Source organism: Caulobacter sp. CCH9-E1, assembly GCF_001556515.1.
Lineage (GTDB): Bacteria > Pseudomonadota > Alphaproteobacteria > Caulobacterales > Caulobacteraceae > Caulobacter.
This window is the reverse complement of record NZ_LSJA01000084.1, coordinates 91,692-112,252: the sequence shown is the minus strand read 5'-3', so window position 1 is coordinate 112,252 and position 20,561 is coordinate 91,692. Positions and strand designations below refer to the sequence as shown.

Below are 20,561 nucleotides of genomic sequence, written 5' to 3'. Positions count from 1 at the left end.
ACCCGCGACCTCCGGCGTGACAGGCCGGCGCTCTAACCAACTGAGCTACATCCGCATATCCCTTCGCCGAAGCGAAAGTGCGACCCGCCGATCGGCGAGGCGCGTCTGATATGTCGCTCGAAGACTCGTGTCAACGGCCATATCGAAGAAGCGACAAATGGCGTGTGGAGAGGTTTGTGTTTCGCTGGTTTAAATAGAGGGCAGGGCGCTCGCGCCGGCCTTTGCGGGCAAGGAATGGGCGTCCAGACATTGGTGAACCACCGTTAGGTAAACCAGCTCTAGTTGCGATCGTTTCTCAATGTGTTCCGGGGTGTTTGAAGCGGTTGCGACAGTGGGCTACAACCCGCTCGATTCAAGCCAAGGCCCGTCATGACCGCCTTCCTTCTTCAGTACCTGCCGATCGTGATCTTCCTAGGGATCGCGGCGGCTATCGGGATCGTCTTCATCCTGGCCGCGGCCGTGCTCGCGCCAAAGGCGCCCGACCCGGAAAAGCTCTCCGCGTACGAATGCGGCTTCAACGCCTTCGACGACGCGCGCATGAAGTTCGATGTCCGGTTCTACCTGGTGTCGATCCTGTTCATCATCTTCGACCTGGAAGTCGCGTTCCTGTTCCCGTGGGCGGTCACGCTGATGAAGCTGCCGCATGACGTGGCCCAGTTCGCCTTTTGGTCGATGATGGCCTTCCTCGGCGTCCTGACCGTTGGCTTTATCTACGAATGGAAGAAGGGCGCCCTCGAATGGGAGTGATCGTTCCCGCCAACTCGGCTGGCCGCGCGGCGGTCGAGGGCTATGACCCGAAGCTGCACGACCCGTTCTTCGATGGCGTGTCGCAGCAACTGGCCGACAAGGGCTTCATCACGGCCGCCGCCGACGACCTGATCACCTGGGCCCGCACCGGCTCGCTGATGTGGATGACGTTCGGCCTGGCCTGCTGCGCCGTGGAGATGATGCAGGCGTCGATGCCGCGCTACGACCTGGAGCGCTACGGCTTCGCGCCGCGCGCCAGTCCGCGCCAGTCGGACGTGATGATCGTCGCCGGCACCCTGACCAACAAGATGGCTCCGGCCCTGCGCAAGGTCTACGACCAGATGCCCGAGCCGCGCTACGTCATCTCGATGGGCAGCTGCGCCAATGGCGGCGGCTACTACTATTACAGCTACAGCGTCGTGCGCGGTTGTGACCGCGTCGTGCCGGTGGACATCTATGTCCCGGGCTGCCCGCCCACGGCCGAGGCGCTGGTGTATGGCGTTCTGCAGCTGCAGAAGAAGATCCGCCGCACGGGGACGATCGAGCGATGACCGACGTGGTTGCGACCGAAACGGCGATCTCGCCGCTGGAAACGCTGGGCCAGGCCATCGTCGCCAACAGCGCCGGCGCGATCACCGCCTATCACGTGGCGTTCGGCGAGCTGACGGTGCTGGGCCCGGCCAATCGGGTCGTTCAGGCGCTGGAGTTCCTGCGCGACCATCCCGACTGCCGCTTCCATCAGCTGGTGGACCTGACGGCCGTCGACTATCCGCAGCGTGAGCGTCGCTTCGACGTCGTCTATCACCTGCTGTCGCTGGTGAAGAACCATCGCATCCGCTTCAAGGTGCAGACCGACGAGGACACCGCCGTTCCCAGCGTGACTCCGGTCTTCCCGGTGGCCGACTGGTTCGAACGCGAGGCCTTCGACATGTACGGCGTGTTCTTCGAAGGACACCCGGACCTGCGCCGCATCCTCACGGACTACGGCTTCCACGGCCACCCGCTGCGGAAGGACTTCCCCATGACGGGTTATGTGGAAGTGCGCTACGACGACGAGCTTAAGCGTGTCGTGTACGAACCCGTGAAGATCACCGAGTTCCGTGCGTTCGATTTCCTCTCCCCGTGGGAAGGCGCGAAATACGCGCTGCCCGGCGACGAGAAGGCCGAAAAGCGGGCGGGAGACGCGTAGGGCTGGGGCCGGCGCTTAAGCGCCAGGCTCCATGATCACTTGCCGGGAGAAGGCCGACGGCCTGGTCACGGCATGGAACAGTGTAACGAAGGTCCGTAGCCATGACCGGCACGAACTCGCCCGCCGCGGCGACCGACTACTTCCGAGACGAGGCGACGGCTCCGGCCATTCCGGAGACGCCTGTCCGCAAGTTCAACATCAACTTCGGCCCGCAGCACCCGGCCGCGCACGGCGTGCTGCGCCTGGTGCTGGAGCTGGACGGCGAAATCGTCGAACGCGTCGATCCGCACATCGGCCTGCTGCACCGCGGCACCGAAAAGCTGATGGAAGCGCGCACCTACCTGCAGAACGTGCCGTACTTCGACCGCCTCGACTACGTGGCGCCGATGAACCAGGAGCACGCCTTCTGCCTGGCCGTTGAAAAGCTGCTCGGCGTCGAGGTGCCGATCCGCGGCCAGATCATCCGCGTGCTTTACTCGGAAATCGGACGGATCCTGAACCACCTGCTGAACGTGACGACCCAGGCCATGGACGTCGGCGCCCTGACGCCGCCGCTCTGGGGCTTCGAGGAGCGCGAGAAGCTGATGGTGTTCTACGAGCGCGCTTGCGGCGCTCGCCTGCACTCGAACTACTTCCGTCCGGGCGGCGTCCACCAGGACCTGCCGCCGGAGCTGGTCGAGGACATCGACGCCTGGGCCAAGGCCTTCCCCAAGATCTGCGACGACATCGAGGGTCTGATCACCGACAACCGCATCTTCAAGCAGCGCAACGTCGACATCGGCGTCGTGACCAAGGAAGAGGCGATCCTCTGGGGCTTCTCGGGTGTGATGGTGCGCGGTTCGGGCATCGCCTGGGACCTGCGCCGCAGCCAGCCCTACGAGAACTACAACGACTTCGAGTTCGACATCCCGCTGGGCAAGAACGGCGATTGCTACGACCGCTATCTCTGCCGCATGCAGGAGATGCGCGAGTCCACCAAGATCATCCGCCAGGCCTGCGAGATGCTGCGCAAGACGCACGGTCCGGTGCTGTCGGAAGACAACAAGGTCTCGCCGCCGCGCCGCGCCGAGATGAAGCGCTCGATGGAAGCGCTGATCCACCACTTCAAGCTCTACACCGAAGGCTTCAAGACTCCGGAAGGCGAGGTCTACGCCTGCGTCGAGGCCCCGAAGGGCGAGTTCGGCGTGTTCGTGGTCTCGGACGGCACCAACAAGCCGTACCGCTGCAAGATCCGCGCGCCGGGCTTCCCGCACCTAGCGGCCATGGACTGGATGAACCGCGGCCACCAGCTGGCCGACGTCTCGGCCATCCTGGGCTCGCTGGACATCGTGTTCGGGGAGATCGACCGTTGAGCCTGGAAGCGATCGCCCAGGCGCAGCTCGACGCCTACAACGCTCAGGACCTGGACGCGCACTGCGCCCATTTCGCCGCCGACGTCGTCGTGGGCGGTCTGAACGGCGAAGTGGCGCGCACCGGGATCGAGGCCTATCGCGCCTGGTACGAAAAGGTTTTTTCGGACTTTCCGAACAATAAGGCCCACCTGCTGAACCGCATCGTGGTCGGCTCGAACGTGATCGATCACGAGCGCGTCGACCGCGGCAATGGCGATCCCGTCTTCGAGGTCGCCGCCATCTACACCTTCAAGGGCGACAAGATCGCCCGCGTGGATTTCGCCCGATGAGCGTACGTCGTCTCGCCAAGGAACAGCCCGCCAGCTTCGCCTTCTCGAAGGAAAGCCAGGCCAAGGCAGACTGGTGGAAAGCCAAGTATCCCGCCGCCCGCAAACAGTCGGCGGTGATCCCGATGCTGTGGCTGGCCCAGAAGCAGGAGGGCTGGGTGTCCGAGCCCGCGATCCAGGAGATCGCCAAGCAGCTCGAGATGCCGGTCATCCGCGTGCTGGAAGTCGCCACCTTCTACGTGATGTTCCAGCTGCAGCCGGTCGGCAAGGTCGCCTTCGTGCAGCTATGCGGCACCACGCCGTGCCAGCTGCGCGGCGCGCTGGACCTCAAGGCGGTGCTGAAGGACAAGATCGGCGAAGCCAACCACGTCTCGGCCGACGGCAAGTTCAGCTGGGAAGAGGTCGAGTGCCTGGGCGCGTGCTGCAACGCGCCGATGGCCGCCATCAACGACTACTACTACGAGGACCTGACGCCGGAGAGCCTGGCCCAGATCCTGGACGACTTTGCCGCCGGCAAGGCGCCGAAGCCCGGCAGTTACGACGGCCGCGGCGCGTCGGAGCCGAAGGGTAAGATCCAGACCCTGACGGACCCGAAGCTGTACGACGGCTCGGCCGCCAAGAAGATCAAGATCCCGAACCTGCCTGAGAAGCCCAAGGCTTCGAAGGCCAAGTCGGAGCCTGCCGCCTAAGATGACCGCTGACGCCGCCCTCCAGAAGAAGCGCCTGACCACGATGCTCGTCATCAACGTGGTCTGCTTCGTGCTGGCCGGCGTCTCGATCTATGGCGCGGTGTCGCTGCGGATCGACTGGCTGCGGCTTGTCTTCCTAGGCGCGATCGTCGCCGGCTTGGGCTCGCACGTCTGGTTCATTCTAGGCTGGATGCGCGGTTCGAAGGGCGAGGGGAGTTCGTCGTGACCGACAATGCTCTCGACGCCCGCCGCTCGGCTTACTTCAACACGGTCAAGAGCGTGGGCCGCCGCGAGCGCGGCCTGGGTCTCGTGGCCTGCCTCGTCGGCGCGCTGCTCCTGATCTGGGGCCGCGCCGGGCAAGGCGCTCCCGTTTGGGCGGTTTGGGCCGGCCTCGTCACGATTGGCGTGGGTTGGTCGCTTTTCGCCTATGTCATCCTCCGTCGGACGCGCTATGTGCGCGCCCATCCATTCGATCCGCAAAGCTGAGTCATGGTCGGTATCCTCGAAGACAAGGACCGCATCTTCACGAACCTCTACGGTCTCCAGGATTGGGGCCTCGAGGGCGCGAAGAAGCGCGGCTGCTGGAATGGCACCAAGGACATCCTGGACGCCGGGCGCGACTGGATCATCGACAACATGAAGAACTCCGGCCTGCGCGGCCGGGGCGGCGCCGGTTTCTCGACCGGCCTCAAGTGGTCGTTCATGCCCAAGGAAGTGAAGGAAGGTCGTCCTCACTACCTGGTCGTCAACGCCGATGAGTCCGAGCCGGGCACCTGCAAGGACCGGGAGATCATGCGGCATGACCCGCACCTCCTGATCGAGGGCTGCCTGATCGCCTCGCGCGCCATGCTGGCCCACGCCTGCTACATCTACATCCGCGGCGAATACGTCTTCGAGCGCGAGCGTCTGGAGGCGGCGATCAAGCAAGCCTACGAGGCCAAGCTGATCGGCAAGGACAACGTCCACGGCTGGGATTTCGATCTCTACGTCCACCACGGCGCCGGCGCCTATATCTGCGGCGAAGAGACGGCCCTGCTGGAAAGCCTGGAAGGCAAGAAGGGCCAGCCGCGCCTGAAGCCGCCGTTCCCGGCCGGCGCTGGGCTCTACGGCATGCCGACCACGGTCAATAACGTCGAGAGCATCGCCGTCGCCGGCACGATCCTGCGCCGGGGCGCGGCCTGGTTCGCGGGCTTTGGCCGTCCGAACAACGCCGGCACCAAGCTCTTCTGCGTCTCTGGCCATGTGAACCTGCCCTGTAACGTCGAAGAGGCGATGAGCATCCCGTTCCGCCAGCTGATCGAGGATCACTGCGGCGGCATCCGCGGCGGCTGGGGCAACCTGAAGGCCGTCATCCCGGGCGGCTCATCCGTGCCGATGATCCCGGCCGAGCAGTGCGAAGACCTGCCCATGGATTTCGACGCCCTGCGCAACCTGCGCTCGGGCCTTGGCACCGCCGCCGTCATCGTCATGGACAAGTCGACCGACCTCGTCCGCGCCATCGCCCGCCTGTCGTACTTCTACAAGCACGAGAGCTGCGGCCAGTGCACGCCGTGCCGCGAAGGCACCGGCTGGATGTGGCGCGTCATGGAGCGCATGGCGACCGGCGAGGCCGATCCGAAAGAGATCGACACCCTGCTGGACGTCACGACCCAGGTCGAGGGTCACACCATCTGCGCCCTGGGCGACGCGGCCGCCTGGCCGATCCAGGGCCTGTTCCGCCACTTCCGCCACGAGGTGGAGGAGCGGATCGCTTCCTATCGTAGCGGTCGCCTGCACGTGCAGGGCGCCAAGCTGATCGCGGCGGAGTAACGAGAATGGCAATCGCCAAGGTCAACGGCGTCGAAGTCGAGTTCGAACCCGGCATGACGGTTCTGCAGGTCGCGGAGCTGGCCGGCGAGGAGATCCCGCGCTTCTGCTACCACGAACGCCTGTCCATCGCCGGCAACTGCCGGATGTGCCTGGTCGAGGTGAAGCCCGGCCCGCCGAAGCCGCAGGCTTCGTGCGCCCTGCCGGCCGCCGAAGGCCAGGAGATCTTCACCAAGACCCCGATGGTCAAGAAGGCCCGCGAAGGGGTGATGGAGTTCCTGCTCATCAACCACCCGCTGGATTGCCCGATCTGCGACCAGGGCGGCGAGTGCGATCTGCAGGATCAGGCCATGGGCTATGGTCGCGACGACAGCCGCTACGAAGAGAACAAGCGCGCCGTCGAAGAGAAGTCGATGGGCCCGTTGATCAAGACCGTGATGACGCGCTGCATCCAGTGCACGCGCTGCGTCCGCTTCATCACCGAAGTCGCCGGTTCCCCGGAGATCGGCCTGATCTCGCGCGGCGAAGACGTTGAAATCACGACCTATCTGGGCGCGGCGGTGACGTCGGAGCTCAGCGCCAACGTGATCGACCTGTGCCCGGTCGGCGCCCTGACCTCGAAGCCCTACGCGTTCGAGGCGCGTCCGTGGGAGCTGAAGAAGACCGAAAGCGTCGACGTCATGGACGCCTTGGGCTCGGCCATTCGGGTCGACGCCCGCGGTAACGCTGTCCTTCGCGTGCTGCCGCGCGTCAATGACGACGTCAACGAAGAGTGGATCTCGGACAAGACCCGCTACGCGGTCGACGGCCTGCAGCGTCAGCGTCTGGATCGTCCGTATGTTCGCGGCGTCGACGGCAAGCTGAAGCCGGCCACCTGGGCCGAGGCCTTCGCGGCCGTCGCCGGCAAGATCAAGGCGGCCAAGCCGGAACGCATCGGCGTCATCGCCGGCGACCTGCAGGACGCTGAAAGCCTGAAGGCGACCAAGGACCTGTTCACCGCTCTGGGCGTGAAGAACCTCGACAGCCGCCAGGACGGTTCGGCCCTGGGCGTCGGTCCGCGCGAGGGCTGGCTGTTCAACTCGACCATCGCCGGCATCGAGAACGCCGACGTGGTGCTGTTCGTCGGCGCCAATCCGCGCCTTGAGGCTCCGGTCCTGAACGCCCGCTTCCGCAAGCAGTGGCTGGCTGGCAAGACCCGCTTCGGCGTGATTGGCGAGCAGACCGATCTGACCTTCGGCTACGACTACCTGGGCGCGGGCGCTCAGACGCTGTCGGGCCTGGCCAAGAGCAAGAGCGACTTCGTCGCCGCCCTGAAGGCCGCCGAGCGTCCCGCCATCATCATCGGCCAGGGCGCTCTGGCCCGCGCCGACGGCGCGGCGATCCTCAAGGCCGCCGCCGGTCTCGCCAAGACCATGAAGGTCGTCCGCGAGGGCTGGAACGGCTGGAACGTCCTGCACACCGCCGCCGCGCGCGTCGCCGGCCTCGACATGGGCTTCGTCCCGGCCGAGGGTGGTCTGTCGACGGCCGACATGCTGAAGCCGGGCGCTCTGGACGTCCTGTTCCTGCTGGGCGCCGACGAGTGCGAAACCTCGGCCACCGGCGCCTTCAAGATTTATCTCGGCACGCACGGCGACGCCGGCGCGCACAAGGCCGATGTGATCCTGCCGGGCGCGGCCTACACCGAGAAGAACGGCCTCTACGTGAACCTCGAAGGCCGCGTGCAGCAAGGCAAGCGCGCCGTGTTCCCGAAGGGCGAGGCCAAGGAAGACTGGTCGATCCTGCGAGCGCTGTCCGAAGTGCTCGGTCACAAGCTGCCCTATGACAGCCTTGACCAGCTGCGCGCCAAGCTGTTCGCCGACCATCCGACTTTCGGCCAGATCGACTATGCGCCGGGCAGCATTCCCACCGTCTTCGACGTGGGCGCTTTGGGCGGCGCGGGCGAAGCGTCTGACGCGCCGTTCGAGAGCCCGATCAAGGCCTTTCACCTGACCAACCCCATCGCGCGCGCCAGCGTGACCATGGCCGAATGCGCGGCCGTGGCTTCCGGCGCCGCCAAGATCGCCGCGGAGTAAATCGTGGACTCGACCAATCCGCTTCTCTGGTTTGGCCTGACGACCGGCGGGATCCTGCTGGTCGTGATCTGGGTTCTCTTGAGCCTGGCCTTCCTGCTGTTGGCTGACCGCAAGATCTGGGCCGGCGTCCAGATGCGCAAAGGCCCCAACGTCGTGGGTCCCTTCGGCCTGCTGCAGTCCTTCGCCGACTTCTTCAAGTTCGTGCTGAAGGAAATCGTGGTCCCGGCCGGCGCCGACAAGGTCGTCTTCCTGCTGGCGCCGCTGATCAGCCTGATCCTGGCCTTCGTCGGCTGGGCCGTCGTGCCGTTTGCGCCGGGCTGGGTCGTCTCGAACCTCAACGTCGGCATCCTGTACCTGCTGGCGATGAGCTCGCTGGGCGTCTACGGCATCATCATGGGCGGCTGGGCTTCGAACTCGAAGTACCCGTTTCTGGGCGCGCTGCGCTCGGCGGCGCAGATGGTGTCCTACGAAGTTTCGATCGGCCTGATCATCATCACGGTGATCCTGCTGGCCGGTTCGATGAACCTGTCGACCATCGTCGAGAAGCAGTCGGGCTGGATCTGGAACTGGAACGTGTTCGGCGGCGGCGGCCTCAAGAACATCATCCTGCTGCCGGTCATGGTCGTGGCCATGGGCATGTTCTACATCTCGGGCCTCGCCGAGACGAACCGCCCGCCGTTCGACCTTCCCGAAGCCGAATCCGAACTCGTGGCCGGTTACCAGGTCGAGTACAGCTCGACGCCGTACCTGCTGTTCATGGTGGCCGAGTATTCGAACATCGTCTTGATGTGCGCCATGATCAGCGTGCTGTTCTTCGGCGGCTGGAACCCGGGCTTCCCGATCGACTTCACGGCTGGCTGGCCGCCGTTCCTGGTCAACCTGCTGCTGGCCTTGGTGTTCTACGCCAAGATCGTCTTCTGGTTCTTCATGTTCGCCATGGCGAAGGCCATCGTCCCTCGCTACCGCTACGACCAGCTGATGCGCCTGGGGTGGAAGGTGTTCCTGCCGACCTCGCTGGTGCTGGTGGCCGCGGTCGCCGCCTGGCGCGTTTTCGGTCCGGGGGCCTGATGCGCCGGAGCGCGCTGATCGCCCTGGGCCTTAGCGGCCTGACCTTGGCGGCCTGCCAGGCCGTTTCGGCGCCGGACCGCTCATATTCCCTGGGCGACGGGGTCGTCAGCTATGACGACCTGCGGCGCGCGGGCGAGAAGTGCAAGGCTGACGGCGGGGTCATCCAGTCCAAGCAGGACGGCGGTGATCCGGCCCAGTTGTCGAACTACACCTGCGTCATTCCCCGGGCGGGGAAATGAGGCGGGGTCTCCTCGGGATCGCGATGGTTGGCCTTCTGGCCGGCTGTGCGACCTGGGGGCCGAATATTCCGCGACCGCCGCAGCGGACGCTGGAGGACAAGGTCGAGGCGCGCCGCAAGGAAGACGCCAAGACCAAGAAGTGCGTCCTCGAGCAGACCCTGCGACGGCAGCAGAAAGAGCAGGGCAGGGACGTCCGTCCCTTCCCCAAGGAAAAGTGTTAGGAGAGCTCTGGTGTTCCAGCGCATCACTCAGGCGGTCAAGGGCGCGGCCCTTCTGGACTTCGCGGGCGCTTTCGGCCTGGCCATGAAGTACATGGTCGCGCCGAAGAAGACCGTGATCTACCCGAACGAGCGCAACCCGCAGTCGCCCCGCTTCCGCGGCGAGCACGCCCTGCGTCGCTATCCGTCGGGCGAGGAGCGCTGCATCGCCTGCAAGCTGTGCGAAGCCGTTTGTCCGGCCCAGGCCATCACGATCGAGGCCGAGCCTCGCGAGGACGGCAGCCGCCGCACGACCCGCTACGACATCGACATGGTCAAGTGCATCTACTGCGGCCTGTGCCAGGAGGCCTGCCCGGTCGACGCCATCGTGGAAGGGCCGAACATCGAGTTCGCGACCGAAACCCGCGAAGAGCTCTACTACGACAAGGAACGTCTTCTCGATAACGGCGACCGCTGGGAGCGCCTGATCGCGAAGAATCTGGAGTTGGACGCGCCCTACCGCTAAAGACGGGGCGAATCCGGGGGAGCTTGATAGCCGAAAGTGGTTCGCGGTTTCGGCGGCCATCAAGCTCCAGCTAGACAAACCGGAATTTACCGGCTCCTAGAGCCGGAAAATTCCACGGGGCGTTGCGCCGTAAGGCGTCGCGCCATTGGACTTTAAGTTTTCAGGGGAGCACCTGGGCCAATGGCCTTGCAGGCGATCGCTTTCTATCTGCTGGCTTTCGTGACCATCGCGGCGGGTCTTCTCGTCGTGTCGGCTCGAAACCCGGTGCACTCGGTGCTCTTCCTGATCACCGCCTTCTTCTCGGCCGCCGGCCTCTTCGTCCTCCTGGGCGCGGAGTTCCTCGCGATGCTGCTGATCGTCGTCTATGTGGGCGCGGTCGCGGTGCTGTTCCTGTTCGTCGTCATGATGCTGGACGTGGACTTCGCCGAGCTTCGCCAGGGCTTCGCCCAGTACCTGCCGATTGGCGGGCTGGTCGGCGGGGTCCTGACGCTGGAGATGGTGTTCGTCGCCGCGACGGTGGCGACCAACGGCGCGGCCGCCAAGAACGGCCTGCCGAACGCCTCGCCGGGCGGCGTCCCGAACACCGAAGCGATCGGTCGCGTGCTCTACACCGACTACATCTTCTTCTTCCAACTGGCGGGCCTGGTGCTGCTGGTCGCCATGATCGGCGCCATCGTGCTGACCCTGCGCCACAAGCCGGGCGTCAAACGCCAGGACATCGGCAAGCAGGTCGCCCGCTCGCCCAAGACCGGCATGACGCTGGTCCAGATCAAGCCGGGTGAGGGGATCTCCGAATGATCGGCCTTCCGCACTATCTCGTCGTCGCCGCGATCCTGTTCACGATCGGCGTCTTCGGCATCTTCGTGAACCGCAAGAACATCATCGTCATCCTGATGTCGATCGAGCTGATCCTGCTGGCGGTGAACATCAATCTCGTGGCGTTCTCGGCCTATCTGCACGACGTGGCGGGCCAGATCTTCGCGATGTTCGTGCTGACCGTGGCCGCCGCCGAGGCGGCCGTGGGTCTGGCCATCCTTGTCACCTTCTTCCGCAACCGCGGCGATATCGCGGTTGACGACGCCAGCATGATGAAGGGCTAAGCGACGTCATGCAGACGCTTGTCACCATTCTCGTTTTCGCGCCGATCATCGCCGCGGCCATCGCGGGCCTGTTCGGCCGCCGCATCGGCGACGTGGCTTCGCAGTCGGTCACCACCGGCGCGCTGATCCTGTCCTGCGCGCTGTCCTGGTATACGTTCAGCCAGTGGACCTGGGGGCACATGGAGGCCTTCACGGTCAACCTGCTGCCGTTCATCCACATCGGCGACTTCCAGGCGAACTGGTCGATCCGCATCGACGCCCTGTCGGCGACCATGCTGATCGTGGTCACGACGGTCTCGGCCCTCGTGCACATCTATTCCTGGGGCTACATGGCCGAGGACGACAGCAAGCCGCGCTTCTTCGCGTACCTGTCGCTGTTCACCTTCGCCATGCTGTCGCTGGTCACCGCCGCCGACTTCATGCAGCTGTTCTTCGGCTGGGAAGGCGTGGGGCTGGCCTCGTACCTGCTGATCGGCTTCTGGTACAAGAAGCCCTCGGCCAGCGCCGCGGCCATCAAGGCCTTCGTCGTCAACCGCGTCGGCGACTTCGGTTTCGCCCTCGGCATCATGACGACCTACTGGGCGTTCGGCACGATCCAGTTCGCCGAGCTGTTCCCGATGATCCAGGCCAACGCCGGCAAGACCTGGGAGTTCGCCGGTCACGTCTGGCCGCTGATGGATATCGCCTGCTTCCTGCTGTTCATCGGCGCGATGGGTAAGTCGGCGCAGTTCTTCCTGCACACCTGGCTGCCGGACGCCATGGAAGGCCCGACCCCGGTGTCGGCCCTGATCCACGCGGCCACCATGGTGACCGCCGGCGTCTACATGCTGTGCCTGCTGTCGCCGATGTTCGAATACGCGCCCGTCGCCAAGAACATCGTGACGGTGATCGGCGCGGTGACGGCCCTGTTCGCCGCCACGGTCGGCCTGACCCAGAACGACATCAAGCGCGTGATCGCCTACTCGACCTGCTCGCAGCTGGGCTACATGTTCTTCGCGGCCGGCGTCGGCGCCTATCAGGCGGCCATGTTCCACCTGTTCACGCACGCCTTCTTCAAGGCGCTGCTGTTCCTGGGCGCCGGTTCGGTGATCCACGGCATGCACCATGAGCAGGACATGCGGAAGTACGGCGCCCTGGCCAAGCTGCTGCCGATCACCTTCATCGCCATGACGATCGGCACGATCGCGATTACGGGCCTGGGCTTCCCGCCGCTGCACCTGGGCTTCGCCGGCTTCTACTCGAAGGACACCATCATCGAGGCGGCGTTCGCCGCGGGGGGGCACAACTCCATCGCCATGTTCGCCTGGGTGATCGGCGTGCTGGTGGCCGGCTTGACCTCGTTCTACTCGTGGCGCCTGGCGTTCTTCACCTTCAACGGCAAGGCGCGCTGGGGTCATGACGACCATGCTCATGACGCCCACGGGCACGACGCTCATGCCCATGACGACCATGCGCACGACGATCACGGCCATGGCCACGATCACAAGCCGCACGAGAGCCCCGCTGTGATGCTGTTCCCGCTGATCGTGCTGTCGATCGGCGCCATCGCCGCCGGCTTCGTGTTCAACGGCTACTTCGTCGGCCACCACCAGGAAGAGTTCTGGCGCGGCGCGATCTTCACGGCTCCGAGCAACCAAGTGCTGCACCACGCGCACGAGGTGGCCGAGTGGGTGAAGTGGAGCCCGCTGATCGCTTCGCTGGTCGGCTTGCTGATCGCGGTCTATGTCTACCTGATCAAGGGGGACGAGCGCCTGGGCCTGAAGCTGGCCGAGCGCAAGGGCCCGCTGTACGTCTTCTTCTACAACAAGTGGTTCTTCGACGAACTGTACCAAGCCACCTTCGTGCGCGCGGCCAAGTTCCTCGGCGACCTGTTCTGGAAGGGCGGCGACCAGAAGATCATCGACGGCCTGGGCCCGGACGGCGTCAGCCACGTCTCGTATGAGGTGGGCAAGCGCACCGGCAAGCTGCAGACCGGCTATCTCTACCACTACGCGTTTGTCATGCTGCTCGGCGTCGCCGGCCTGCTGACCTTCGCCCTGTACGCCTTCCGTTGAGGGGGACGGAGTTCATGAGCGGCCTTCTCAGCCTTACGACCTTCGCGCCCATCGTCGGCGTCGCGGTGATCCTCGCCGCGCGCGCCCTGCACGGCGCGGGTGAAAAGACCGACACCCTGGCCAAGTGGATCGCGCTCGTGACCACCCTGGTCACGTTCGGCCTGTCGATCATCCTGACCGTCCAATTCGATCCGAAGAACCCTGGCTTCCAGTTCGTGGAAGACTTCGCCTGGTTCGCCGGCCTGCACTACCGCATGGGCGTCGACGGCATCTCGGTGCTGTTCGTCCTGCTGACGGCGTTCCTGCTGCCGATCTGCATCATCGCCAGCTGGAAGTCGGTCGAGAAGCGCGTCGTCGAGTACCTGATCGCCTTCCTGGTCCTCGAGACCCTGGTGATCGGCGTGTTCGCCGCGCTGGATCTCGTGCTGTTCTACCTGTTCTTCGAGTTCGGCCTGGTCCCGATGTTCCTGATCATCGGCATCTGGGGCGGCAAGCGTCGCGTCTACGCGGCCTACAAGTTCTTCCTCTACACGCTGCTCGGCTCGGTGCTGATGCTGGCCGCTATCCTGGCGATGATCAGCATCTCGGGCACCTCGTCGATCCCAGCGCTGATGACCTTCAAGTTCGCGCCGTGGTTGCAGACCTGGCTGTGGCTGGCCTTCTTCGCCTCGTTCGCGGTGAAGATGCCGATGTGGCCGGTGCACACCTGGCTGCCCGACGCCCACGTGGAAGCCCCGACGGCCGGTTCGGTCATCCTGGCGGGCATCCTGCTGAAGATGGGCGGCTACGGCTTCATGCGCTTCAGCCTGCCGATGTTCCCGAACGCCTCGGAGATGTTCCAGCCGCTGGTGTTCGCCATGTCGGCCATCGCCATCGTCTACACCTCGCTGGTGGCCTTCCGTCAGACCGACATCAAGAAGCTGATTGCCTATTCGTCGGTGGCCCACATGGGCTTCGTGACCATGGGCATCTTCTCGGGCAACGCGGCCGGCGAGCAGGGCGCCCTGTTCCAGATGCTGAGCCACGGCGTGATCTCCGGGGCGCTCTTCCTCTGCGTCGGCGTCGTCTATGACCGCATGCACACCCGCGAGATCGCCTTCTACGGCGGCCTGACCAACCGGATGCCGCACTACGCCTTCGTGTTCCTGCTGTTCACGATGGGCAATGTCGGCCTGCCGGGCACCTCGGGCTTCGTCGGTGAAATCCTGACCATGACCGGCGTCTACAAGGCCTCGACCTGGACGGCTGTGGTCGCCGCCACCGGCGTGATCCTGTCGGCCATGTACGCCCTGACGCTGTATCGCCGGGTCATGTACGGCGAGATCACCAATCCCGAGCTCAAGACCATCACGGATCTGGATGCTCGCGAGATCCTGCTGTTCGTTCCGCTCATCATCATGACCCTGGTGCTGGGCATCTATCCCAATCTTGTGTTCAACCTGACCGCGTCTTCCGTCGACGCGTTGGTCGGCGCCTGGCGCGCCGCCCTGGGCGGGTGAGGGGCCTATGACGTTTTTCGCCAACTTCTCGCTCGTGCTGCCTGAGATCGTCCTCGCGATCGCGGCGCTTGTCCTGCTGGTCGCCGGCGCCTTCCGGGGCAAGGTCGGCGCGATCTTCACCCTCGCGGCCGTGGCCGCGCTGGTTGCGGCCGCCGCCACGGCGGTCCTTGGGCCTCACGGCCGCGCCTTCGGCGGCGTCTATGCGGCCGACGCCGCGGCGACCTACGCCAAGGTGGCCATCTATCTGTCGAGCGCCGTGGCCGTCGTGCTCGGCGACCGCTGGCTGGCCCAGCGCGGCGACCAGAAGTTCGAATACGCCGTCCTCGTGATCCTGGCCGCCGTCGGCATGGGCGTCACCGCCTCGGCCGGCGACCTGATCAGCCTCTATGTCGGCGTCGAGCTGCAATCGCTGGCCCTGTACGTTCTGGCCGCCATGCGCCGCGACGACGCCAAGTCGTCGGAAGCGGGCTTGAAGTACTTCGTGCTGGGCGCGCTGTCGTCGGGCCTGCTGCTGTATGGCAGCTCGTTGATCTATGGCTTCACCGGCTCGACCCACTTCAGCCAGATCGCCCTGGCCGCCGCCCATGGTGGTTCGCACGGCGTCGGCCTGCTGTTCGGCCTGGTGTTCCTGATCTGCGGCCTGGCGTTCAAGGTTTCGGCCGCGCCGTTCCACATGTGGACGCCGGACGTCTACGAAGGCGCCCCGACCCCGGTTGTCGGCTTCTTCGCCGCCGCCCCGAAGCTGGCCGCCATGATGATGTTCGCCCGCGTACTGGGCGACGCCTTCCCGGGCGCGGTCGAGCAATGGCGCCAGATCCTGGTGATCGCGGCTCTGCTATCGGTCTTCGTCGGCGCCTTCGCGGGCCTGGCCCAGACCAACCTCAAGCGCCTGTGGGCCTATTCCTCGATCGCCAATGTCGGCTACGCCCTGCTGGGTGTCGCGACCGGCGGCGAGATCGGCCTTCAATCCATGCTGGTCTTCATGGTCCTCTACATGGTCGACGTCACCGGCTTCTTCGCCTGCCTGCAGGCTCTGAACCGTGACGGTAAGCCCATGGAGACGATCGAGGACATGGCCGGTCTGATCAAGGAACGTCCGGGCGTGGCCATCGCCATGACCGCGTTCTCGCTGTCGGCCCTGGGTCTGCCGCCGTTCTCGGGTTTCTGGTCGAAGTACTATGTCTTCAAGGCCGCCCTGGGCACGGGTGACGTGATGATGCAGTGGGCCGCCGTGCTTGGCCTGGTCGGCTCGGTCGTCGCGGCGTTCTATTACCTGCGCTTGATCAAGTCGATGTGGTTCGATGCGCCCGCCGGCGCGGTCGACGTCCCGTCGCCTTCGGCCCGCGCCGTGGGTTACGCCGCCGCGATCTTCTCGTTCCCGATCGTGCTTGTGGCCCTGGTGTGGCTGGATCCGGCCGCCAAGGCCGCCGCGGCCGCCTTTGGTCACGCGTGACGTGACGGGCGCCGCGCCCGTCATCGTTCTCGACGAGATCGACTCCACCAACGCCGAGGCCCGTCGGCGGGCCGAGGCGGGCGAGACCGGCCCCGTGTGGCTGGTCGGCCTCCGCCAGACCGCCGGCCGCGGACGTCGTGGCCGGGCCTGGGAAACCGGCGAGGGAAACCTCGCCGCAACTCTGCTTTTCCGCACCAACAAGCCGCCGGCCGAGGCCGCGCAAGTCTCGTTCGTCGCGGCGTTGGCGGTCGCGGACATGCTGGCCAAGTATGTGCCAGCTTCCCGCATCAGCCTCAAATGGCCCAATGATCCGCTTCTGGGCGGGCTGAAGGTCAGCGGCATCCTTATCGAGTCCGGCGCCTCGCCGCTGGGCGGCCTGTGGCTCGCCGTCGGGATCGGTGTGAACCTGAAGCGTAAGCCGATCGACTCCGAGCGTCCCGCGACCTCGATCGCCACCTACAGCGAGACCCTGCCGCCGGCCCCGACGGAAGCGATCGAGGTGCTGGCCGAGACGTTCGATCGCTGGTTCGGCGTCTGGAACACCCAGGGCTTTCCCGCCATCGCCGACGCCTGGACGGCCCGCGCCCACGGCCTGGGCGAGCCTTGCGTCGCTCGCCTTGGGGCTGAAACGGTCGAGGGCGTTGCCGAGGGACTGGACGGCGACGGCGCGCTGAGGCTCCGTCTGCCCGACGGCCAGTTGCGGCGGATCACCGCCGGTGACGTGTTTTTCGGAGGCGCTTGATGCTGCTCGCGATCGAACAGGGCAACACCAACACCATGTTCGCGATCCACGACGGGGAGACGTGGGTGGCTCAGTGGCGCTCGGCCACCGAGAGCACGCGCACCGCCGACGAGTATGTCGTGTGGCTGTCGCAGTTGCTGTCGATGCAGGGCCTGGGGTTCCGCGCCATCGACGCGGTGATCATCTCCAGCGTCGTGCCGCAGTCGATCTTCAATCTGCGCAACCTGTCGCGGCGCTATTTCAACGTCGAGCCCCTGGTCATCGGCGAGAACGCGAGGCTGGGCATCGACGTCCGGATCGAGAAGCCGTCCGAGGCCGGGGCAGACCGTCTGGTCAACGCCATTGGCGCGGCCATGATCTATCCGGGGCCGCTGATCGTGATCGACAGCGGCACGGCCACGACCTTCGACATCGTGGCGGCCGACGGGGCCTTCGAGGGCGGCATTATTTCGCCCGGCATCAATCTGTCGATGCAAGCGTTGCACGAAGCAGCGGCGAAGCTGCCTCGGATCGCCATCCAGCGTCCGGCCGGTAACAGGATCGTGGGCACCGACACCGTGTCCGCCATGCAATCGGGCGTGTTCTGGGGCTATATTTCGCTGATCGAGGGTCTTGTCTCGCGCATCAAGGCCGAGCGCGGCGAGCCCATGACCGTAATCGCCACCGGCGGCGTGGCCTCCCTGTTCGAGGGCGCCACCGACAGCATCGACCACTTCGACCCGGATCTGACCATCCGGGGCCTCCTAGAAATCTACCGACGAAACACCATTTCCGAGACCTGATGAAAAAATCCAAAGACGACGAACTCGTCTTCCTGCCGCTTGGCGGGTCGAACGAGATCGGCATGAATTTCAACCTGTACGGCTTCGGGCCGGCGCACGATCGCAAGTGGATCGTCGTCGACCTGGGCGTGACGTTCGGCGACCAGACGACGCCGGGCGTCGAGATCATCCTGCCGGACCCCGAGTTCATCGAGCCCTATGCCGACGACATCCTCGGCATCGTCCTCACCCACGCGCACGAAGACCATCTGGGCGCGGTGCACTGGCTGTGGCCGCGCCTGAAGGCGCCGGTGTTCGCCACGCCGTTCACCGCCTTCCTGCTTCGCGAGAAGCTGCGCGACGCCGGCCTGCTGGACGAGGTGCCGATCACCGAGATCCCGCTAGGCGGAACCTTCGAGCTGGGCCCGTTCTCGCTGGAGCTGATCACCCTGACGCACTCGATCCCCGAGCCGAACGGCCTGGCGATCAAGACCCCGCTGGGCACGATCCTGCACACGGGCGACTGGAAGATCGATCCCGAGCCTCAGCTGGGCGCGCCGACCGACGAGGCCGCCATCCGGCGCCTCGGCGACGAGGGCGTGCTGGCCATGGTCTGCGACAGCACCAATGTGTTCGTCGAAGGCACGGCGGGTTCGGAGGCCGATGTCCGCGAAGCGCTGGGCGGTCTGATCAAAAGCCTGAAAGGCAAGATCGCCGTCGCCTGCTTCGCCTCGAACGTCGCGCGCATGGACACGGTGATCCGCGCGGCCCAGGCTTGCGGCCGCAAGGTCTGTCTGGCCGGTCGATCGATGCACCGCATGGCCGCCGCCGCGCGATCGGTCGGGCTTCTGGAAGGCATCGAGCCCTTTATCAACGACGACCAGGCCAAGCATCTGCCGGAAGACCAGGTCCTCTTCCTCTGCACCGGCAGCCAGGGCGAAGCCCGCGCGGCGTTGTCGCGGATCGCGGACGGCAGCCACCCGCACGTGAAGCTGGGGCAGGGCGACCACGTGATCTTCAGTTCGCGGGTGATCCCGGGCAACGAGATCCCGATCCGCAACCTGCAGAACAAGCTGGCCGACCGCGGCGTGCGCCTGCACACCGAGCGCGACACGCCCGGCATTCACGTCTCGGGCCACCCGTGCCGCGAGGAGCTGCGCCAGATGTACCAGTGGGTGCGTCCGCAGATCGCCGTGCCGACCCACGGCGAACGCCGCCACCTGATCGAGCACGCCGCCTTCGCCAAGGACCTTCAGGTTCCGCAGGCCGTCAGCCCGCGTAACGGCGACATGGTGCGCCTGGCGCCCGGCAAGCCGGAGATCATCGACGAGGTGCCGGCTGGGCGTCTCTATGTCGATGGCGGGGTCGTCACGCCCGAGAACGGCGAGGCGCTGCGCGAGCGCCGCCACGCCGCCTTCAACGGCATGCTGGCCGTGTCGATCGTCCTGGATGGCCGCAACAAGATCGTCTCCGGGCCTCAAGTGCGTGGCATCGGCCTGACGGGCGACGACGAATATTCGCTGGACGACGCGCTCGACGACCTCTGCGAAGAGGCCGAGACCGCCTACAAGCGCCTGGACGGCGACGCTCGCGAGATCGACGAGACGATCGAGAGCGCCATCTCGCGGGCGGTCAAGAAGGCCGCGTTCCGCATTTGGGAGCGCAAGCCGGTCGTCGAGACGACCGTCCTGCGGATCTGAGCAAGAGCGCCGCCGCGAAAACGCCGCGGCGGCGCGCTCTTTTCGCGCTGCAGCACTGGTGCTAGGCCATTCGCCAACAACCAGAAAAGCAGCGGGAGTTCTCTACGATGATCGGCAAGCTCAATCACGTCGGCGTCGCCACGCCCTCCATCGACGAGTCGGTGAAGATGTATCGCGACCTGCTGGGCGCCACCTCGTTCACCGAGAAGTGGGCGATGCCGGAGCAGGGGGTCTGGGTTTGCTTCGTCAACCTGCCCAACAGCCAGATCGAACTGATCGAGCCTTATGGTGAGAAGTCGCCGATCCACGGCTTCCTCGCGAAGAATCCCAAGGGCGGCCAGCACCACATCTGCTTCGAGGTCGAGAACATCTACGAGGCGCGCGACGCCCTGGTCGCCAAGGGCGCCACCGTGCTGGGCGAGCCCCGCATCGGCGCGCACGGCACCCTGATCATCTTCGTTCACCCCAAGGACATGGGCGGCCTGCTGGTCGAGCTCATGGAGACACCCAAGGAGGCGCATCACTGATGAGCCCGATCACCTGGTTTGCGATCTACCTGACCATCTGGTGGACGGTGCTGTTCGCCGTTCTGCCGCTCGGTTCCCGCAGCTTCCACGAAGCGGGCGTCGCGCCGCCGCCCGGCGTCGATCCGGGCGCGCCGATCAATCCGAATCTGAAGCGCAAGTTCATCACCACCACCTGGGTGTCAGCGGTCGTCTTCGCCCTGTTTTTCCTCACCGTGCATTTCAAACTGGTGACGCTTCCGGACCTGCCGGCTGGCGCGTGACGTGCGATTGCACAAGCCTTGGGCGAGCTGCGATCGATTTGCCGTCAAACGCCCAAGCCTTGGGCGAATGGGCTCATTGTTAGCGCTTCCCATGGATGGCTGTGCCCCAACAGATGTTCGAGCGGTAAGGTGACTTCAGGAGATCGGCCTTGCCGGTCTCGCTCTGTGGCGTCTTCCCCGACGATGACTTCGACAGGCCGCGCGGCGATCCGCGCGGCCTCTCTTTTTTCCAGGGCGGAGCCATACTTTAGCCC

Annotated in this window: 24 protein-coding genes; all 24 read left to right on the top strand. The window is 65.5% G+C overall.

The features are described 5' to 3' along the window. The first annotated feature begins 369 nt into the window (after positions 1-369). A complete protein-coding gene (locus AX690_RS05090; RefSeq protein WP_066683466.1) occupies positions 370-747 on the top strand; it encodes an NADH-quinone oxidoreductase subunit A in 378 nt (125 codons plus the stop codon). After that, a complete protein-coding gene (locus tag AX690_RS05085; RefSeq protein ID WP_082769510.1) occupies positions 717-1,298 on the top strand; it encodes an NADH-quinone oxidoreductase subunit B family protein in 582 nt (193 codons plus the stop codon). The genes AX690_RS05090 and AX690_RS05085 overlap by 31 nt, the downstream gene beginning before the upstream one ends. Further along, positions 1,295-1,936, top strand: a complete 642-nt coding sequence (locus tag AX690_RS05080) for an NADH-quinone oxidoreductase subunit C (RefSeq protein WP_066683464.1) — start codon at positions 1,295-1,297, stop codon at positions 1,934-1,936. Before AX690_RS05085 ends, AX690_RS05080 begins: the two co-directional genes overlap by 4 nt. Positions 1,937-2,037: 101 nt before the next feature. Further along, entirely contained in the window at positions 2,038-3,288 is a 1,251-nt protein-coding gene (locus AX690_RS05075; protein ID WP_066683463.1) for an NADH-quinone oxidoreductase subunit D, read from the top strand. Next, positions 3,285-3,617, top strand: coding sequence for a nuclear transport factor 2 family protein (locus AX690_RS05070; RefSeq protein ID WP_066683461.1), 333 nt, complete (start codon positions 3,285-3,287; stop codon positions 3,615-3,617). The genes AX690_RS05075 and AX690_RS05070 overlap by 4 nt, the downstream gene beginning before the upstream one ends. Continuing rightward, on the top strand, positions 3,614-4,303 hold the full coding sequence (gene nuoE / locus AX690_RS05065) for an NADH-quinone oxidoreductase subunit NuoE (RefSeq protein ID WP_066683459.1): 690 nt from the start codon (positions 3,614-3,616) through the stop codon (positions 4,301-4,303). The genes AX690_RS05070 and nuoE overlap by 4 nt, the downstream gene beginning before the upstream one ends. A gap of 1 nt (position 4,304) precedes the next feature. Continuing rightward, on the top strand, positions 4,305-4,529 hold the full coding sequence (locus AX690_RS05060; RefSeq protein ID WP_066683457.1) for a hypothetical protein: 225 nt from the start codon (positions 4,305-4,307) through the stop codon (positions 4,527-4,529). Continuing rightward, entirely contained in the window at positions 4,526-4,789 is a 264-nt protein-coding gene (locus AX690_RS05055; protein WP_082769509.1) for a hypothetical protein, read from the top strand. The genes AX690_RS05060 and AX690_RS05055 overlap by 4 nt, the downstream gene beginning before the upstream one ends. 3 nt (positions 4,790-4,792) lie before the next feature. After that, complete coding sequence (gene nuoF / locus AX690_RS05050) at positions 4,793-6,112, top strand: NADH-quinone oxidoreductase subunit NuoF (RefSeq protein ID WP_066683453.1); 1,320 nt, start codon at positions 4,793-4,795, stop codon at positions 6,110-6,112. Positions 6,113-6,117: 5 nt separating this feature from the next. Continuing rightward, positions 6,118-8,181, top strand: coding sequence for an NADH-quinone oxidoreductase subunit NuoG (gene nuoG, locus AX690_RS05045; RefSeq protein WP_066683451.1), 2,064 nt, complete (start codon positions 6,118-6,120; stop codon positions 8,179-8,181). A gap of 3 nt (positions 8,182-8,184) precedes the next feature. Beyond that, positions 8,185-9,249 carry an NADH-quinone oxidoreductase subunit NuoH gene (nuoH, locus tag AX690_RS05040; protein WP_066683447.1) on the top strand — a complete coding sequence of 355 codons (1,065 nt, stop codon included), beginning with the start codon at positions 8,185-8,187 and terminating at the stop codon, positions 9,247-9,249. Beyond that, positions 9,249-9,488 (top strand): hypothetical protein, encoded by a 240-nt coding sequence (locus AX690_RS05035; RefSeq protein ID WP_066683445.1) that lies wholly within the window; start codon positions 9,249-9,251, stop codon positions 9,486-9,488. Before nuoH ends, AX690_RS05035 begins: the two co-directional genes overlap by 1 nt. Then, entirely contained in the window at positions 9,485-9,709 is a 225-nt protein-coding gene (locus AX690_RS05030) for a hypothetical protein (RefSeq protein WP_082769507.1), read from the top strand. The genes AX690_RS05035 and AX690_RS05030 overlap by 4 nt, the downstream gene beginning before the upstream one ends. 10 nt (positions 9,710-9,719) lie before the next feature. After that, positions 9,720-10,211, top strand: coding sequence for an NADH-quinone oxidoreductase subunit NuoI (gene nuoI, locus AX690_RS05025; protein WP_013079346.1), 492 nt, complete (start codon positions 9,720-9,722; stop codon positions 10,209-10,211). A 180-nt stretch (positions 10,212-10,391) separates the two neighbouring features. After that, positions 10,392-11,009 (top strand): NADH-quinone oxidoreductase subunit J, encoded by a 618-nt coding sequence (locus AX690_RS05020; protein WP_066683441.1) that lies wholly within the window; start codon positions 10,392-10,394, stop codon positions 11,007-11,009. Next, a complete protein-coding gene (gene nuoK, locus AX690_RS05015) occupies positions 11,006-11,311 on the top strand; it encodes an NADH-quinone oxidoreductase subunit NuoK (protein ID WP_013079344.1) in 306 nt (101 codons plus the stop codon). Before AX690_RS05020 ends, nuoK begins: the two co-directional genes overlap by 4 nt. A gap of 8 nt (positions 11,312-11,319) precedes the next feature. Next, on the top strand, positions 11,320-13,365 hold the full coding sequence (gene nuoL / locus AX690_RS05010) for an NADH-quinone oxidoreductase subunit L (RefSeq protein ID WP_066683439.1): 2,046 nt from the start codon (positions 11,320-11,322) through the stop codon (positions 13,363-13,365). Then, entirely contained in the window at positions 13,362-14,864 is a 1,503-nt protein-coding gene (locus tag AX690_RS05005; RefSeq protein WP_197426784.1) for an NADH-quinone oxidoreductase subunit M, read from the top strand. Before nuoL ends, AX690_RS05005 begins: the two co-directional genes overlap by 4 nt. 7 nt (positions 14,865-14,871) lie before the next feature. Continuing rightward, on the top strand, positions 14,872-16,317 hold the full coding sequence (gene nuoN, locus AX690_RS05000; protein WP_066683436.1) for an NADH-quinone oxidoreductase subunit NuoN: 1,446 nt from the start codon (positions 14,872-14,874) through the stop codon (positions 16,315-16,317). After that, positions 16,304-17,059, top strand: coding sequence for a biotin--[acetyl-CoA-carboxylase] ligase (locus tag AX690_RS04995; protein WP_369798172.1), 756 nt, complete (start codon positions 16,304-16,306; stop codon positions 17,057-17,059). Before nuoN ends, AX690_RS04995 begins: the two co-directional genes overlap by 14 nt. After that, the gene (locus tag AX690_RS04990) at positions 17,056-17,841 is read left to right on the top strand and encodes a type III pantothenate kinase (protein ID WP_066683434.1); all 786 of its coding nucleotides are present in this window, start codon (positions 17,056-17,058) and stop codon (positions 17,839-17,841) included. Before AX690_RS04995 ends, AX690_RS04990 begins: the two co-directional genes overlap by 4 nt. After that, positions 17,841-19,520 (top strand): ribonuclease J, encoded by a 1,680-nt coding sequence (locus AX690_RS04985; RefSeq protein WP_066683432.1) that lies wholly within the window; start codon positions 17,841-17,843, stop codon positions 19,518-19,520. Before AX690_RS04990 ends, AX690_RS04985 begins: the two co-directional genes overlap by 1 nt. A gap of 107 nt (positions 19,521-19,627) precedes the next feature. Further along, on the top strand, positions 19,628-20,047 hold the full coding sequence (mce, locus tag AX690_RS04980) for a methylmalonyl-CoA epimerase (RefSeq protein ID WP_066683431.1): 420 nt from the start codon (positions 19,628-19,630) through the stop codon (positions 20,045-20,047). Further along, positions 20,047-20,307, top strand: coding sequence for a DUF1467 family protein (locus tag AX690_RS04975; RefSeq protein WP_066683430.1), 261 nt, complete (start codon positions 20,047-20,049; stop codon positions 20,305-20,307). The genes mce and AX690_RS04975 overlap by 1 nt, the downstream gene beginning before the upstream one ends. The last annotated feature ends 254 nt before the right edge of the window (positions 20,308-20,561 follow it).